Consider the following 14,328-nt stretch of genomic DNA (forward strand, 5'->3'; position numbering starts at 1 on the left):
ACCTAATGACACTTATCGAAAAACCATCCCAACTGCTACAGGCGATTGGCGAGGCGCTGCACCGTGCATTCCCGGACCTGAAAGTTGGCAGTTATCAGGACTTTCAGGGCGCCGTGGAACAAACCGGTGTGTTGATTTCGGTCGAGGGCAATGGCACGGGCATTCGCTCTTGCGAAGGGCGCAAGGCCCACGCCTTGGCGATTTCGCTCAAGGCCATGCTGGCGCCGGGTGCGCTGCCATTTGACGCCTGCGACCTGGCCAGCCAACTCATGGACCTGGTGCTGGATAACCGCTGGAACTTACCGCTGGCACAGTGCGATTTGCCGATCAATATCGTTGCCGCGCCCTCCGTTCAGAGCACCGCAGAAAAGGACTACAACACCTGGACTGTTTCCTTCACCCAAACACTCTATCTGGGGCCGGAGTTACTCCACGATCCCACAGGCCAACCGTTGTTCGCTTTCACTTGGGAGGTGTCGAACATCGATGATCCCGCTCAATACAAACCATTGGCGGAGTAGCTCATGTTCGACGCGCTGTTACGCATGCAACTGGGGCCGATTGTCGAGCGCCTGGCAGAGATGGAGGCCCAACTCGAAGACGTGCATCGACGTGCCGAGAGTGTGTGCCGGATTGGCATTTGCCAGGAAGTCGACGCTGCCAGCAACACCTGCAAGGTCAGCCACGGTGAGTTACTTACGCCAGCGATCCGCTTTTTCAACCCCAGCGCGGGTGCGCAAACCGAAACCCGTATCCCTACCGTGGGTGAGCAGTGCGTGTTGCTCAACTACGGCGGCGGTGAGGGCGGCTCGCAATCGGTGGCGCTGTTCGGCCTCAACAGTGATCGCTTTCCGCCGGTTTCCAGCATGGCGACGCTCACAAGGCGGCGCCATCAGGACGGCACCCAAAGCGACTACGACGACGCCAGCCACACCTTCAACTGGGTCAACGGCACCACCACGTTCACAGGTTCGCGCGAACAGGTTGAAGCCAGGGTCGGCGCCGCCAGCCTGACGATGAATGCCCAAGGCATCACCCTGCAAGTCGGCGCCACCCTTTTAGTGTTGGATGCGGCTGGCGCGCACTTCAGCGGCCCGGTGGTGGACCACCAGGGCCGAGTCATCAGCCCCCGATAAGGACATCGCATGATCGGAATAGATCGAAACACCGGGGCAGCCGTCGATGACTGGCTGCAGTTCGTGCAGCGCGCCACCCGAGCGCTGACCACCCCCGTGGGGACTCGCCAAAAACGCCCTTTGTACGGTTCGATGATCCCGCAATTGCTCGGCCAGAACCTTGGCGACGACCTGCTGATTCTCGCGCAAAGCCATGCGGCTCAAGCGTTCTATAACGCGCAGAACGGCATCGGCGACTTTCAGCCCCAGGTCATCGTCGCCACCCGCCAGGGCGCAGGCCTGCTGCTGCGGTTTGCCGGCACCTGGAAAAACCGCCAACAAACCTTCGAGGTCGTGACATGAGCATGTTGATCCCTGGCCAGAACCAACTGGCGGAACCGGCCATCATTGCGGTGGATGAGTTCGAACCGTTGCTGGCTGAATTCAAGGCGTTTGTCATCGACTACGTGGCCACCCGAGCGCCGCAAAGCGCGGCCAAACTCAAGGTCAGCCTCGACAATGAAAGCGAGTTGCTGACCCTTGCCCTGGAAGCTTTTTGCGTGCGTTTGCAAACTCACGAACGCAAATACAACGCACGCATCAAGCAGATGCTGGCGTGGTGGGCCACCGGTAGCAACCTGGATGCACGCCTGGCCGATATGGGCCTGGAACGCCAGGTGCTCGACCCCGGCGACCCGGCGGCTTTCCCGCCCGTGCCGCCGACGCTTGAAAGCGACGACGACGCCCGCTTGCGTTATTACCTGGCACCGCATGCCCCGGCGGCGGGCTCGCGGATGCAGTATCGCCGTGAGGTGTTCACCCTCGGCGAGCGGCCGTCGGTAAACGTGCAGAGCGCCACACCGGGCGTGGTCACGGTCAGTTACACCTTTGATCCGGACGGCTACGCCGCGCAGGTCAAGGATGGCAATGGGCGTCGAACGGCGCCCGGTGAAGTGATGGTCACCGTACTCTCCCGCGACGGCGACGGTACGCCATCGGCGGATTTGCTTGACGGTGTTCGTCGCCATTTCGCCCGGCCGGATGTGCGGCCCGAGACCGATTTGGTCAGCGTGCAAGGTGCGCAGATTCAACCCTACAAGATTCGCGTGGTGGCCAAGATCAACGCTGGCCCCGATTCCGGCCTCACGCAAGTCGCCGCCCAGAAACTGTTGCAAGACTACGCAGGCTCTTGTCATCGCCTGGAAGGCCGGGTAGATCCGAGCTGGATCGATTATGCGATCCACAGCGCCGGGGCGGCGCAACTGCAAATCCTTGAACCGCTGGAGCCGATCATCAGCACAGCGTTTCAGGCCCCTTATTGCACGGGCGTCGAGGTGGAGGTGCACACGCTATGACTGAGCCTGAAGCAAGTTTGTTGCCTGCCAACAGCTCACCGCTGGAAAAGGCCCTGGACGTGGGATTCGGGCAATTGCTCGACCGGATCGTGCTGCCGTTTCCGGCATTGATGAACCCGCTGCAAACGCCCACCGAGTTTCTGCCTTACCTCGCCGCCGACCGTGGCGTCAGTGAGTGGGATGCCGACGCCACTGAGACCGAAAAGCGCCTGACGGTGGCCTTGTCCTGGCAGATACAGCGCCAGGCGGGTACGCCCAAGGCACTGAGTTACGCGGTGGAGTCACTCGGTTTCACCCCCAACATCAGCGCTTGGTATCAGCAGCGGCCAGTGGGGTTGCCTTACACCTTCGACGTAGAGGCGATCATCGGGCGCAGTTGGTCCAGCGGTGATCACAACCGGCTGATCCGCCGAATCAATGCGGCCAAGAGTGAGCGGGACCAGGCGACGATCACCATCGTGCATGAAACCGAAGGTCGGCTTGCGCTCACTCAGGTCCTGCACGCCCCGCTAAGCGACGGCGAGCTGTGCCTGTACGGCGGGTTGCCGGAGTTGGCGTTGGTTGCGCGACTTAACAGCGCTGGGGTTGCCCAGCACTACACCATTAACGACTACGACCTCAGGGCGCAGCCATGACAGATGACATTACGCGCCTGGTGCGCTTCACCTCCAAAGGTTTGGATGAAGTGCTGCAGGCCAAGAATCAGGGTTTGAAAGGCCAGATCACCCACATCGGCGCCGGCACAGGCCGCTACACCACGGACGGCACAGAAGTGGCCTTGCGTGATGAGCGCCAACGGGTCGCCATTGTGGATTACGAGGACTTGGGCGACCGCCAACTCAGGATGGCCGCACTGTTTGACGGCGAGGCTGAATACGAGATTGGCGAGTTCGGTTTTTACCTCGCCAGCGGGACCTTGCTGGCGGTGTATTCCGTGGCGGGCAAGTTGCTGACGTATAAAGCGGCGGCGGCGCGAGTGCTGCAGAAATTCACGCTGGATATTTCGCCGTTGCCGGCGGACAGCGTGACCGTGGTGGTGGGCTCCGAGAACCTCAATATTCTGCTGACCGAAGAACTGGCTTCGCTCTCGGCAGCGAGTATCGACAACATGTCCAGAGGTGTCTCTGTGCTGTTTCGGGTCATGGCTCTGGAGACCAGGGCCGGGTAACAACTGTTTAATCAGATTCGAACCTTGACCTGATTCAATCAGGTGAGTGAATCGTTCAATGCACTACAAGGAGTTCAACATTGAGTACTGAACAGCAATTGGCGGCGGTGGTCAGCGCAGCGAACGCGTTGACCACTGTCGTGACAGGCAAGATAGGCGACATTGACAAGGCGCTGGCGGACGCACGGGTGAAATATGAAGAACAGCTATCGAGTTTGAATAGCCGTCTGCCTCGTCTGGCCGTCACGAGAAACTTTCATATGGTGCCGGACGCCACCGAAAAATTGATTGATGGCTGGTATGTGCATACCGAAGTCGCCGCCACCAAATTACGCACGATCACCCAGGCGGCCCAATCTGCCGGGCGTCCGAATGCAGACGTTGAGTTTATGAACCAGGTGCAGGCCGACGTGCGCGAGCAGTTTCCTGATTTTGATATCAGGGCGGCGGGTTACTGGCGAAATCCGGTCAATGTTTGGCAAATGAAGTGGTCGGAAAACAATTCGGTGGGTTGGTTGGCGTTTCCTACCTCCGTCGATGCGGGGCGTTTGAGCGGCACCACACCCGTACCGTTGAACAACTGCATGACGATGGGCGCTTTTGTTCGCGTCAGTGAGGGCGCCATTGACGGGGCATGGGCCAGCGGGAACAAGAAAGGCAAGTGGCGCTGGTGTTCCGCGCAGCTCATGCCAGACAACTTCTTTGCTAATTACATGCACATTCACCCTATCCGCAGTTCTGCAACCGGTTCGGTCGAGGTCATGCTGGCAGGCGCCTGTACCGGTGTCGTCACGCGTCCTACCGACTGGGGAACCCTGCTGGGCCTGGGTTAAGGAGAATATTGATGAAACCTGAATTTGTACTGCCTGAAATTCACCCATTGATTAAATGGAAACTGATTCGTACGGCGCGCGATGCCGACCTGGCTGCCAGCGACTACGCGGCCATGCCCGACTACCCGATGGCGGAAAAGGATCGCGCGGTGTTCGTGGCTTACCGTCAGGGGTTGCGTGATATCCCTGATCAGGGAGCCGATCCTGACGCAGTCGTCTGGCCTGAAAAACCCGGCTTCCTGAAATAACCCCCACCGCGAAAGCGGTTTTTTTTCGCCCCATCAAAGCCCCTCCCGCAGGGGCTTTGGCGTTTTCCATCTGGAGAATCCCACACATGTACACCCGCCAAACCTACACCGTCCTCATCCCGTTCCCCACCGGAGGTGGCCATTGGTCCACCGCCGGCCAGGAACTCGAACTGCTCGACGTCGAAGCCTCCGCGCTGCGCACCGCTGGCCGTCTGGAACTGACCAGCGTCCTTAACTCCACCCCCAAGAAGGCTGACTAATCATGGCTGAGGTTTTGAACTTCGAGCACAACGGCATCACCGTGAATGCCACCGAATCTCCCGAGGCCATGGGTGGCCTGGGCGATAACGTGATCGGGCTGGTCGGCACTGCGCCGAATGCGCATGCGTCGATCCCGAAAAACGCGCCGTTTCGCATCAACAGCTTCACCACTCAGGCGCTGCTGGACCCTACCGGCGCTGAAACCGGCACACTGTTTCAGGCTGTTTACCAGATTCTCAAAGTGGTCAAAGTACCGGTTTACGTGGTGATCGTGGAGGAGGGCGCAACCCCGGCCGACACGCTGAACAACGTGATTGGCGGCAACGAGCCGGTCACCGGGCGCAAACTTGGCCTGGCTGCGCTGAGCAGCGTGCCGGAAGACCTGACCATTATCGGTGCGCCAGGCTTCACCGGCACCAAGGCTGCGGCCGGTGAGTTTGCCGCGTTCGGCAAGCGCATCAAGGCGCGTGTGGTGCTGGATGGCAAGGACGCTTCGGTCGCTGACCAAGTGACTTACAGCGGCGAGCTGGGCGGTGCCGACCTCGGCTTCGACCGTTGCCTGCTGGTTCACAACATGCCGTCGGTGTACTCCAAAGCGGCGAAGAAAAACGTGTTTCTGGCGCCGTCGTCGCTGGCTATCGCTGCCTTGGCCAAGGTCAAACAGTGGGAAAGCCCGGGCAATCAGGTGACGTTCGCCGAGGACGTTTCGCGCGTGGTCGAGTACAACATCCTCGACACCTCCACCGAAGGCGACCTGCTCAACCGCTACGGCGTGAGCTACTACGCGCGCACCATCCTCGGCGGTTTTTCGCTGTTGGGTAACCGCTCGATCACCGGCAAGTTCATCAGCTACGTCGGCCTGGAAGACGCCATCAGCCGCAAGCTGGTCAAGGCCGGCCAGAAAGCCATGGCCAAGAACCTCACCAAGTCCTTCATGGACCAGGAGGTCAAGCGCATCAACGACTGGATGCAAACCCTGGTTGCCGACGAAACCATTCCCGGCGGCAGCGTGTACCTGCACCCGGAACTGAACAGCGTCGAGAAGTACAAGAACGGCACCTGGTTCATCGTCATCGACTACGGCCGCTACGCGCCGAACGAACACATGGTTTATCAACTCAACGCCCGCGATGAAATCATCGAGCAGTTCCTGGAGGACGTTCTCTAATGTTTACCAACCGAATCAGACAGGCCCTTGCGGCCACCCTTCAAGGCCTGCCGTTGTCGGCAACGGTCAATTCGTTCGCACCGCCGAAGATCGACTTCGACATGGAGTCGATGACCGGCGGACGCTTCATCGGCGAAGAAATGGCCAAGAGCGCCAAGGTGTTGAATGCCACCCTGGAGCTGCAAGGTGCAGGCCCGGAGATCATGCTGGCTCTGGGCGTGACCTTGGGTGAGGACATTTTGCTGAACGTGCGTGAAGCCGGTCAGGACCAGGACGGCAAGACGTACTTCACCTACCACACCGTCGGCGGCAAGTTGAAATCCCTGACCGAAACCACGTTGAAAATGGGCGATAAACCGGCCATCACGCTGGAACTCTCCTGCCGCACCTACAGCCGCCTGGAAAACGGCATTCCGGTGATCGACATCGACGTGCGCACCCAGAAGTTCGTGCTCAACGGTGTCGACATCCTCGGTGATGCCCGCCGCGCCGTGCTGATGCCGTAAAGCGCAGTGCGCCCCCTGTGGGAGCGGGCTTGTTCGCGATAGCGCCAGGTCAGCCGACACCTGTGCTGATTGACCCACTGCCATCGCGAGCAAGCCGGCGCCCACAGTGACCGCGCGCGCAGCTTAACGCTGCGCTGCCTTTTAAAACGCTTATCAAGGAATGACTTAATGGCCTGGATGCCTCCGCTGCACAGCCTGCTGTCCCCGATCACCGCTGACACCGGCGCGACGATCGAAAAAATCCAACTCAAGCCGCTGTTTTATGCCGCGCAAAAAGACGCGCTGGCCCGCGCCGGTGACGACGAGGACGACCAGTTCTTCGAGCTGGCGAAACTCGCCACCGGCCTGTCGGAAAAAGAGCTCGACCAACTCAAGCGTCCGGACTACGTGAGCATCGCCCAATACGTCCACGAAATGTCGACGCGCCCTGCGTCGTTCTTCCTGGATGAGCGCACCGCGGCGAACCACGATCAGCCGGTCCACTTGCTATTGCCGTTGGCGGCAGCCGGTCGAACCCAGACTGAACTCGCGTTGGAAATGCCCGCCCTGCGCGTGACCAAAGTGATGAAAAAGCTCGCCACCAACAAGGAGCGCGCCGAGTTCATCACCGCGCACTGCACCGGCCTGATGATCCCTGATCTCGCCGGCCTGACCGTGCCCGACTGGACGGAACTGCAGGAGCGCATCGACGATTTTTTAAATCAACCGGCGGACTTCTTTCGGAGCGCGACATCGAAGTAATCCTCGATGTGGTTCCGCTGATTTATTCGGTCAATGAGGCGGAGATCCTCGACTGGGATGCCGGAAAAGCATTGCGCCGCTACGACATTGCGATCACTCGTCTTGGCGTCAAACAGGAGTAAGCGGGATGCAAGACAAGTATTCGCTCACGTATGCCACGGCCAAGGATGGCCAGCAGGTGTTCGGCAGCGTCGGCGGTGCGATGGACGCCGCCGTCGTCAACGCAGGGGCTTTGGTACCCGAAACTAGTAGGGCGGCTGCAGCATCATCGGGCGTGGAGTTGGCGCTGGCCAATGCAGGCCTTGAGGTGAATCGCCTCAGCCTGTCCTTGAGCCAATTGCGTGACAGCGTGGATGCGCTGGAAACCTCTTTATTGCCGTTCAAGGCACTGGATGTTCAGCCGTCAAAGACCGCTGAGCAAACCGAGCCCAAGGCTGGCGCTGAATTGACGTCGAACACGTCAGAGAACATCAGCCATACCCGCGAATCCATAAAAGTCGTCACCGCACAGGTGCTCGACCCGGTCGCAGCGCTTCGATCTTCCAACGCCAATCTGTCGCTGGATACGACCACAACGTCGCAAAAGTCGATCAGCGTTCTGCGCGAAGAATCCACTGAAAGCGAAAGTCGCCTTTCTAAAACGTTAGAACCCGCGCCGATGTTGTTCGAAGGCGCCTGGCTGAAGGCCAAGACCCGCGTGGTGGACGGCGCAAATGAACTTGCCGGCGATTCGCCTGTTGCGGCCAGCGCATTAAAAACGGCAGGCGCCGTGATCATGCCGATGCTTGAAACGTTGGGCGAAACCATCAAGACCCGCGTTACCGATAAAGTGGTCGATGGAACACTCGGTAAGCTGCCGTTCATCGGCGAGCTGTTCAAGGGAGGTGATTCCGAAAAGGGCAACGATAAAGACGGCGATAAGGACGATGGCAAGGATTGCTGCTGTCCGCCTGCGGCCGAAGCCCCGCGAGGGCGCGAGCGTTTTGGCCCAAGAAACACCGGCAGGAAGACCAACGCAGGCAAGCCGAAACCCGCCCGTTCGCCGGCAGCCGCCAGAGGCCCGGCGAAAAAAACCGGTGGCTTCTCCGGGTTGGCCCGCAGTCTGTTTGATCGGGTTGCCAAGCCTTTAAGCCGCTCGCTGGCAGGATTCACTGGCATCGCTCCCACTCAGGCTTTACTGCCGCCTGCGGCCGAGCCAACCCGCCGCAAAAGGAATAATGCCGCGCGCCAATCGGCGCCAGGCAGAGCGCCGGGGTTGGTCGAAGCGTCGGCGCGCAGCGTAGTACCGATGCCGTCCGAAGGCCGCGCGAATACTTCGTCCCGCGCCCAGCCAAACCGCCGCAAGAAGGCTAATGCCGCGCGCCAATCGGTGCCAGGCAGAGCGCCGGAGTTGATTGAAGCGTCGGCGCGGCGCGCTGCGCTGACGCCGTCTGAAGGTCGCGCGAATACCTCATCGCGTGCCCAGGCTGTCGGCGGCGAGCGCCTGCCCGCGGCTGTGCCCGGCTCGCCAAGCATGCCCACCTCCGGCCTGATGGGCACCTTGAGCAAATTGGAGTCATCCGCCGCGCGCCGGCTGGGCCCGTTGAAGTACGTCGACACCGCCATGGATGTCATCCAGGGCGTGCGCAATGGCGACGCAAAAGCCATCGGCACAGGCCTGAGTACCGCCGGTGGCGCGTGGGCGGGCGCTTCCGCTGGTGCAGCCATTGGCACGTTGATATTGCCCGGCGTCGGCACCGCAGTAGGCGGCGCCATCGGTGGCTTGCTCGGCAGTGAGGCGGGCACGTGGCTGGCTGAAAAAGTGATGAGCACAAGCGACCGTCTGCCTTCACCCACGCAGGTCAGTCAAAACCTGAACAGCCCTCAAGCCGATAACCGCCCAATCAATTTTGCGCCGCAGATCACTATCACCGCGCCTGAGCAAGCCAGCCATCAAGAGTTGGCGGCGCTGGTGGTGCAACAGATCGAAGCGCAATTTACCCCACTGTCGATGGACAACCTGCTGGCGACGCGACGCGACGCAGCACTGACCGATGGAGCTGTGTGATGCGACAACAGATGGTGTTGGGCACTTTTATTTTTGGGCTCTCGCGCGGGTTTGCCTACGACACCCTTGATCGTGTGAGCAGCGGTGGCTGGGGCAGCCTGGACATTATTGTCGGCAAGCCCAAATCCACCCAGGTTGGCCAAGCGCTCGAAACACTTACGTTTGGCGGCAAGGCCACACGTGCCAAGGGCATGGCGCGTCTGGATGAGCTGCGGGCGCTGCAAGCTGTTCGGGTGCCGTTGCCTTTGGTCGATGGTATCGGGCGTAACTGGGGGTTGTGGACGATCAAGTCGATCGACGAAAAGCAGGCCGGTGTGATCGACGATGGCACCGCCATGCTGATCAATTGGACGCTGGTGCTTGAGGAGTTCGTCAATGCGTAAGGTGAGAAGTATTGCCGGTGACTCAGTCAACCTGCTGCTCTACCGCGAGCTGGGCCGCTGTGATGATGCGGCGGAAGAAGCCCTGTGGCGCTTGAACCCGGCGCTGGCCGAACAGGGCGCTGTATTACCCGCAGGCGTCACCGTACTCGTGCCCGAATTGGACACGCAACCCCTCACGAACCGTCCGGTATCGGCCTGGGATTAAGGAGCAACCATGGCACTTGGATTCACACCCGTGGTGGAGCTTTACGGCGCCAATGCCGCGCTGTTCAACCAGCGTTTATTGGAGTGGGTGCATACCGATACCACCGGCTTGGCCTCGGACCAGCTCAAGCTGACCCTCGATATCGAAGGGCTCGAAGGGTTGCCGGACCTGGGCGGGAAAGTTGGCCTGCGCGTCGGTTACCTGGAGTCGGGTTTGGTCGACAAAGGGCTGTTCAAGATCACCCAGCGCACCGCGTCACTGTTCCCCATGCGCTTGGTGCTGGTGGCCACGGCGGCGCCGTTTGACATGGAGGGGTTCAAGCAACGGCGTACCGCCAGCCACGGGCCGATCACCCTGGGCGCGCTGTTTCGCCAACTGACCACGCGCTATGGGTTTTCACCGCGTGTGGAGCCTGAACTGGATGGCAAGCTGATCGCGCATATCGACCAGACCAATGAAAGCGACATGGCATTTTTGACGCGCCTGGCGAAGCAGTTCGATGCGGTCGCCAAACCCGTCGACGCGCTGTACGTGCTGGGGCGCAAAGGGCGGATCACTTCCTTGTCCGGCAAGGTACTGCCGGACGTGCAGCTGTCGGTCACCCGCGACAATCGCCCGGGTGATCGCGCGTTTATCAGCGCACTGTTTACCAAGACCAGCCGAGCCCTCTACAACGGCGCGCAAACTTCTTGGTGGGATGCAGCGGCCGGTATACAGCGTTTGGTGGAGGTGGGTTTTGAACCGTTCAAGGTGGTCACGCAACGTTATCAAAACGAAGACGAAGCCCGCTCTGCGGCGCAAGGCGAAATGCGTCGAGTGGGGCGTGAAGGGTTGAAGATCGATGTGGCCTGCCCCGGTAATCCGTCACTGGCCGCAGAAGGCGTGTTACTGCTGGATGAATCATGGCCAAGTTTTATGCAGGGGCGTTGGTCGATCCACACCGTCACGGCCAGCGGCAACCGTCAACAGAGCTATCGATGCGTGATCAACGCAAGCGGTTTATCGCAGGCAGAATAATCACTTAAGTAAGGGCATCTATTGATAACGCTGTCTCACCTTATCCAGGTGATGCCTGGAGCCCGCCTTAGAGCGGGCATTTTTTTATCGGCGTTAAACACGGCGACCTCGAAATACGCCATCGACAACCCCAAACGCATCGCCGCCTTCCTCGCCCAAGTCGGCCACGAATCCGGCCAACTGCTGTACGTGCGTGAACTGGGCAGCGAGCAATACCTGAGCAAGTACGACACCGGCACATTGGCGGCTCGCCTGGGCAACACTCCCGAGGCAGATGGCGATGGCCAGAAATATCGCGGTCGCGGGCTCATCCAGATCACCGGACGGCGCAATTACCTGGCGTGCAGCCAGGCGCTGTTCGGTGATGAGCGTTTGCTGCAACAACCGCAACTGCTCGAACAACCCCAATGGGCGTGCGAATCCGCCGCCTGGTTCTGGCAAAGCAATGGCCTGAATCAACTGGCCGACAACGACCAGTTCACCACCATCACCCGGCGCATTAATGGTGGCCTGAATGGCTTGGACGACCGCTTGCAATTGTGTGCGCGGGCGAAGGCGGTGTTATGCGTTTCTTAATGTCCTACCGGCTGTTGGGGTATTTCCTTTCGCTTGGTGTTGCTGCGAGCCTGGCATGGCAGCTTCAGACGTGGCGGTATGAGGCGCAGCTTGTGCGCTTGGCGGCGACGCACGCAAACGTGCTCGATCAACACACCCAGGCGGCGTTGCAGCAACAACATGCCGAACAAGACAAACGGTTGGCCCTGGAGCAACAACTCAGTGCCAGCGACCAACACCATGCGCAGGAGTTGAACGATGCCCACCATAATCAGGCGTATTTGCGCGCCCGCCTGGCCACTGCTGATGTGCGGCTGTCAGTCCTTCTCGACGCCAGCGAGCCTGCCAGTGGCTGCGCAGTGCCTGCCACCGCCACCCCCGGCGGCGTGGTTCATGCAGCCGCGCGAGCCCGACTTGACCCGGCGCATGCTCAACGAATTATCGGCATCACCGACGACGGTGATAACGCCCTGATCGCCTTGCGGGCTTGCCAGGCGTATGTGCGCGCCGTCGGGCGTTAGCATCTTGATCCAGTCTGTCGCTTGCGTGTGCGATTTGCTCCTGTAGGGTAGGCAAACCCCCGCCTGTTTCTGGAGACGACCGTGAAGGAAATCACTCAATTAGCCGCTGAACTGGGTCGCCGCTTGCAGGTGCTCAATGCCCACGTCACCACTGCCGAGTCTTGCACCGGCGGCGGTATCGCCGAGGCCATCACACGCATACCGGGCAGTTCGGCCTGGTTCGAGGCGGGGTATGTCACCTATTCCAATCGACAAAAAACCCGACAACTGGGCGTAGCTGAACAACTGTTCGCCAACGTCGGTGCCGTCAGCCAGGAAGTGGTCGAGGCAATGGTGCGGGGCGCGCAGGAAAAAAGCCTGTCGCGTTTTGCCGTGGCGGTGAGTGGCGTCGCCGGCCCCGATGGCGGTTCGCGCGACAAACCGGTGGGCACGGTATGGTTGGCGTTCGGCGTAGGCGAGGAGGTGACGGCCGAGCTTGCGCACTTCCCCGGCAACCGCGACGAGGTTCGCCGACAAACGGTAAAAGCCGCGCTGGAGGGCTTGTTGCGACGAGCTGCAGCAGAAATAGAAAATCAGGGGTAGGCGATCTTCGATGTTTGTGGAACAATACTGTCTACTTATACAGGTGTTGGCCGTCAGGCCTTATTGATTACGTGAGGACTTCAATGGACGAGAACAAGAAGAAAGCCTTGGCTGCGGCCCTGGGTCAGATCGAACGTCAATTCGGCAAGGGTGCCGTAATGCGTATGGGCGATCACGACCGTCAGGCGATCCCGGCTATTTCCACTGGCTCTCTGGGTCTGGACATCGCACTCGGCATTGGCGGCCTGCCAAAAGGCCGTATCGTTGAAATCTACGGTCCTGAATCTTCCGGTAAAACCACGCTCACGCTGTCGGTGATTGCCCAGGCGCAAAAAATGGGCGCCACCTGCGCGTTCGTCGACGCCGAGCACGCCCTCGACCCTGAGTACGCCGGCAAGCTGGGTGTCAACGTTGACGACCTGCTGGTGTCCCAACCGGACACCGGTGAGCAAGCCCTGGAAATCACCGACATGCTGGTGCGCTCCAACGCCATCGACGTGATCGTGGTCGACTCCGTGGCAGCCCTGGTACCGAAGGCTGAAATCGAAGGCGAAATGGGTGACATGCACGTGGGCCTGCAAGCCCGTCTGATGTCTCAGGCGCTGCGTAAAATCACCGGTAACATCAAGAACGCCAACTGCCTGGTGATCTTCATCAACCAGATCCGCATGAAGATCGGCGTGATGTTCGGCAGCCCGGAAACCACCACCGGTGGTAACGCGCTGAAGTTCTACGCGTCGGTCCGTCTGGACATCCGTCGTACTGGCGCGGTGAAGGAAGGTGACGAGGTTGTCGGTAGCGAAACCCGCGTTAAAGTGGTCAAGAACAAAGTGGCCCCGCCATTCCGTCAAGCCGAGTTCCAGATTCTCTACGGCAAGGGTATTTACCTGAACGGCGAGATGATCGACCTGGGCGTGCTGCACGGTTTTGTCGAGAAGTCCGGTGCCTGGTATGCCTACAACGGCAGCAAGATCGGTCAGGGCAAGGCCAACTCGGCCAAGTTCCTGGCGGACAACCCGGACATCGCTGCCACGCTTGAGAAGCAGATTCGCGACAAGCTGCTGACTCCAGCGCCAGACGTGAAGGCTGCCGCCAACCGCGAGCCGGTTGAAGAAGTAGAAGAAGCCGACACTGATAGCTGAAGCAAACGATGACAGTTGTACTGGATACACTCGTCGCCGTTCGGCGCACTGCGATGGACCTGCTCGCTCGCCGCGAGCATGGTCGAGTCGAGCTGACGCGTAAACTGCGTCAGCGCGGCGCAGAGCCCGAAATGATCGAAACCGCCCTCGACCGTTTGACGGAAGAAGGGCTGTTATCTGAAGCCCGTTACCTCGAAAGCTTTGTGTCTTACCGAGCGCGCTCCGGCTACGGCCCTGCGCGAATTCGCGAAGAGCTGAGCCAGCGTGGCCTGCAACGTGCCGATATCGACCTCGCCCTGCGCGAATGCACCATCAGTTGGCAGTCGCAGTTGGAAGACACCTGGCGTCGCAAGTTTTCGGGTCATCTGCCGATTGATGCCAGGGAGCGCGCAAAGCAAGGTCGCTTCCTGAGTTATCGCGGGTTTTCAATGGAAATGATCAGCCGCTTACTAAGCGGCCGGCACATGGACGACTGAATCCT

Annotated in this window: 21 protein-coding genes; all 21 read left to right on the top strand. The window is 60.1% G+C overall.

Annotation, left to right across the window (positions count from 1 at the left end):
* The first annotated feature begins 5 nt into the window (after positions 1 to 5).
* The 21 genes from AO240_RS08110 to recX all read left to right on the top strand — a co-directional run bounded on the left by AO240_RS08110 (position 6) and on the right by recX (position 14,323).
* Entirely contained in the window at positions 6 to 521 is a 516-nt protein-coding gene (locus tag AO240_RS08110) for a hypothetical protein (RefSeq protein ID WP_099236065.1), read from the top strand.
* A 3-nt stretch (positions 522 to 524) separates the two neighbouring features.
* Entirely contained in the window at positions 525 to 1,136 is a 612-nt protein-coding gene (locus AO240_RS08115; protein ID WP_099236067.1) for a phage baseplate assembly protein V, read from the top strand.
* A 9-nt stretch (positions 1,137 to 1,145) separates the two neighbouring features.
* Positions 1,146 to 1,478, top strand: a complete 333-nt coding sequence (locus AO240_RS08120; protein ID WP_099236069.1) for a phage baseplate protein — start codon at positions 1,146 to 1,148, stop codon at positions 1,476 to 1,478.
* Entirely contained in the window at positions 1,475 to 2,470 is a 996-nt protein-coding gene (locus AO240_RS08125; protein WP_099236071.1) for a baseplate J/gp47 family protein, read from the top strand. Before AO240_RS08120 ends, AO240_RS08125 begins: the two co-directional genes overlap by 4 nt.
* Positions 2,467 to 3,105, top strand: coding sequence for a phage tail protein I (locus AO240_RS08130; protein WP_099236072.1), 639 nt, complete (start codon positions 2,467 to 2,469; stop codon positions 3,103 to 3,105). Before AO240_RS08125 ends, AO240_RS08130 begins: the two co-directional genes overlap by 4 nt.
* Positions 3,102 to 3,638, top strand: a complete 537-nt coding sequence (locus tag AO240_RS08135) for a hypothetical protein (protein ID WP_099236073.1) — start codon at positions 3,102 to 3,104, stop codon at positions 3,636 to 3,638. The genes AO240_RS08130 and AO240_RS08135 overlap by 4 nt, the downstream gene beginning before the upstream one ends.
* An 80-nt stretch (positions 3,639 to 3,718) precedes the next feature.
* On the top strand, positions 3,719 to 4,471 hold the full coding sequence (locus AO240_RS08140; protein WP_099236074.1) for a hypothetical protein: 753 nt from the start codon (positions 3,719 to 3,721) through the stop codon (positions 4,469 to 4,471).
* A gap of 11 nt (positions 4,472 to 4,482) precedes the next feature.
* Positions 4,483 to 4,719 carry a tail fiber assembly protein gene (locus AO240_RS08145; RefSeq protein ID WP_099236075.1) on the top strand — a complete coding sequence of 79 codons (237 nt, stop codon included), beginning with the start codon at positions 4,483 to 4,485 and terminating at the stop codon, positions 4,717 to 4,719.
* Between the two features lie 86 nt (positions 4,720 to 4,805).
* Positions 4,806 to 4,979 carry a hypothetical protein gene (locus AO240_RS28610; protein ID WP_162839872.1) on the top strand — a complete coding sequence of 58 codons (174 nt, stop codon included), beginning with the start codon at positions 4,806 to 4,808 and terminating at the stop codon, positions 4,977 to 4,979.
* A 2-nt stretch (positions 4,980 to 4,981) separates the two neighbouring features.
* Positions 4,982 to 6,148, top strand: coding sequence for a phage tail protein (locus AO240_RS08150; protein WP_099236076.1), 1,167 nt, complete (start codon positions 4,982 to 4,984; stop codon positions 6,146 to 6,148).
* Positions 6,148 to 6,654 (top strand): phage major tail tube protein, encoded by a 507-nt coding sequence (locus tag AO240_RS08155; protein ID WP_058412676.1) that lies wholly within the window; start codon positions 6,148 to 6,150, stop codon positions 6,652 to 6,654. Before AO240_RS08150 ends, AO240_RS08155 begins: the two co-directional genes overlap by 1 nt.
* 168 nt (positions 6,655 to 6,822) lie before the next feature.
* Positions 6,823 to 7,395, top strand: a complete 573-nt coding sequence (locus AO240_RS08160; RefSeq protein WP_099236077.1) for a phage tail assembly protein — start codon at positions 6,823 to 6,825, stop codon at positions 7,393 to 7,395.
* 127 nt (positions 7,396 to 7,522) lie between these two features.
* Positions 7,523 to 9,442, top strand: a complete 1,920-nt coding sequence (locus tag AO240_RS28895) for a phage tail tape measure protein (protein WP_256585892.1) — start codon at positions 7,523 to 7,525, stop codon at positions 9,440 to 9,442.
* Entirely contained in the window at positions 9,442 to 9,825 is a 384-nt protein-coding gene (locus AO240_RS08170; protein WP_099236078.1) for a phage tail protein, read from the top strand. Before AO240_RS28895 ends, AO240_RS08170 begins: the two co-directional genes overlap by 1 nt.
* Positions 9,818 to 10,030, top strand: coding sequence for a tail protein X (locus tag AO240_RS08175; protein WP_058412673.1), 213 nt, complete (start codon positions 9,818 to 9,820; stop codon positions 10,028 to 10,030). The genes AO240_RS08170 and AO240_RS08175 overlap by 8 nt, the downstream gene beginning before the upstream one ends.
* Before the next feature lie 9 nt (positions 10,031 to 10,039).
* Positions 10,040 to 11,047 carry a phage tail protein gene (locus AO240_RS08180; protein ID WP_099236079.1) on the top strand — a complete coding sequence of 336 codons (1,008 nt, stop codon included), beginning with the start codon at positions 10,040 to 10,042 and terminating at the stop codon, positions 11,045 to 11,047.
* A gap of 51 nt (positions 11,048 to 11,098) precedes the next feature.
* Positions 11,099 to 11,623: a glycoside hydrolase family 19 protein gene (locus AO240_RS08185; RefSeq protein WP_099236080.1), complete on the top strand. Its 525-nt coding sequence runs from the start codon at positions 11,099 to 11,101 to the stop codon at positions 11,621 to 11,623.
* Positions 11,611 to 12,123 (top strand): lysis system i-spanin subunit Rz, encoded by a 513-nt coding sequence (locus AO240_RS08190; protein WP_099236081.1) that lies wholly within the window; start codon positions 11,611 to 11,613, stop codon positions 12,121 to 12,123. The genes AO240_RS08185 and AO240_RS08190 overlap by 13 nt, the downstream gene beginning before the upstream one ends.
* Positions 12,124 to 12,204: 81 nt before the next feature.
* Positions 12,205 to 12,705: a CinA family protein gene (locus AO240_RS08195; RefSeq protein WP_058412669.1), complete on the top strand. Its 501-nt coding sequence runs from the start codon at positions 12,205 to 12,207 to the stop codon at positions 12,703 to 12,705.
* Between the two features lie 83 nt (positions 12,706 to 12,788).
* Positions 12,789 to 13,847, top strand: a complete 1,059-nt coding sequence (gene recA / locus AO240_RS08200) for a recombinase RecA (RefSeq protein WP_058412668.1) — start codon at positions 12,789 to 12,791, stop codon at positions 13,845 to 13,847.
* 8 nt (positions 13,848 to 13,855) lie between these two features.
* Positions 13,856 to 14,323: a recombination regulator RecX gene (gene recX / locus AO240_RS08205; protein WP_099236082.1), complete on the top strand. Its 468-nt coding sequence runs from the start codon at positions 13,856 to 13,858 to the stop codon at positions 14,321 to 14,323.
* The last annotated feature ends 5 nt before the right edge of the window (positions 14,324 to 14,328 follow it).

Origin of the sequence: Pseudomonas sp. ICMP 460, from assembly GCF_002723595.1 — a bacterium.
In the GTDB taxonomy this organism is placed as follows: Bacteria; Pseudomonadota; Gammaproteobacteria; order Pseudomonadales; family Pseudomonadaceae; genus Aquipseudomonas; species Aquipseudomonas kitaguniensis.

What these genes read in the sequence shown, in the direction of transcription:
- AO240_RS08110 (WP_099236065.1), top strand. Translation starts at nt 6, where the DNA reads ATGACACTTATCGAAAAACCATCCCAACTGCTACAGGCGATTGGCGAG.
- AO240_RS08115 (WP_099236067.1), top strand. Translation starts at nt 525, where the DNA reads ATGTTCGACGCGCTGTTACGCATGCAACTGGGGCCGATTGTCGAGCGC.
- AO240_RS08120 (WP_099236069.1), top strand. Translation starts at nt 1,146, where the DNA reads ATGATCGGAATAGATCGAAACACCGGGGCAGCCGTCGATGACTGGCTG.
- AO240_RS08125 (WP_099236071.1), top strand. Translation starts at nt 1,475, where the DNA reads ATGAGCATGTTGATCCCTGGCCAGAACCAACTGGCGGAACCGGCCATC.
- AO240_RS08130 (WP_099236072.1), top strand. Translation starts at nt 2,467, where the DNA reads ATGACTGAGCCTGAAGCAAGTTTGTTGCCTGCCAACAGCTCACCGCTG.
- AO240_RS08135 (WP_099236073.1), top strand. Translation starts at nt 3,102, where the DNA reads ATGACAGATGACATTACGCGCCTGGTGCGCTTCACCTCCAAAGGTTTG.
- AO240_RS08145 (WP_099236075.1), top strand. Translation starts at nt 4,483, where the DNA reads ATGAAACCTGAATTTGTACTGCCTGAAATTCACCCATTGATTAAATGG.
- AO240_RS28610 (WP_162839872.1), top strand. Translation starts at nt 4,806, where the DNA reads ATGTACACCCGCCAAACCTACACCGTCCTCATCCCGTTCCCCACCGGA.
- AO240_RS08150 (WP_099236076.1), top strand. Translation starts at nt 4,982, where the DNA reads ATGGCTGAGGTTTTGAACTTCGAGCACAACGGCATCACCGTGAATGCC.
- AO240_RS08155 (WP_058412676.1), top strand. Translation starts at nt 6,148, where the DNA reads ATGTTTACCAACCGAATCAGACAGGCCCTTGCGGCCACCCTTCAAGGC.
- AO240_RS08160 (WP_099236077.1), top strand. Translation starts at nt 6,823, where the DNA reads ATGGCCTGGATGCCTCCGCTGCACAGCCTGCTGTCCCCGATCACCGCT.
- AO240_RS28895 (WP_256585892.1), top strand. Translation starts at nt 7,523, where the DNA reads ATGCAAGACAAGTATTCGCTCACGTATGCCACGGCCAAGGATGGCCAG.
- AO240_RS08170 (WP_099236078.1), top strand. Translation starts at nt 9,442, where the DNA reads ATGCGACAACAGATGGTGTTGGGCACTTTTATTTTTGGGCTCTCGCGC.
- AO240_RS08175 (WP_058412673.1), top strand. Translation starts at nt 9,818, where the DNA reads ATGCGTAAGGTGAGAAGTATTGCCGGTGACTCAGTCAACCTGCTGCTC.
- AO240_RS08180 (WP_099236079.1), top strand. Translation starts at nt 10,040, where the DNA reads ATGGCACTTGGATTCACACCCGTGGTGGAGCTTTACGGCGCCAATGCC.
- AO240_RS08185 (WP_099236080.1), top strand. Translation starts at nt 11,099, where the DNA reads ATGCCTGGAGCCCGCCTTAGAGCGGGCATTTTTTTATCGGCGTTAAAC.
- AO240_RS08190 (WP_099236081.1), top strand. Translation starts at nt 11,611, where the DNA reads ATGCGTTTCTTAATGTCCTACCGGCTGTTGGGGTATTTCCTTTCGCTT.
- recA (WP_058412668.1), top strand. Translation starts at nt 12,789, where the DNA reads ATGGACGAGAACAAGAAGAAAGCCTTGGCTGCGGCCCTGGGTCAGATC.
- recX (WP_099236082.1), top strand. Translation starts at nt 13,856, where the DNA reads ATGACAGTTGTACTGGATACACTCGTCGCCGTTCGGCGCACTGCGATG.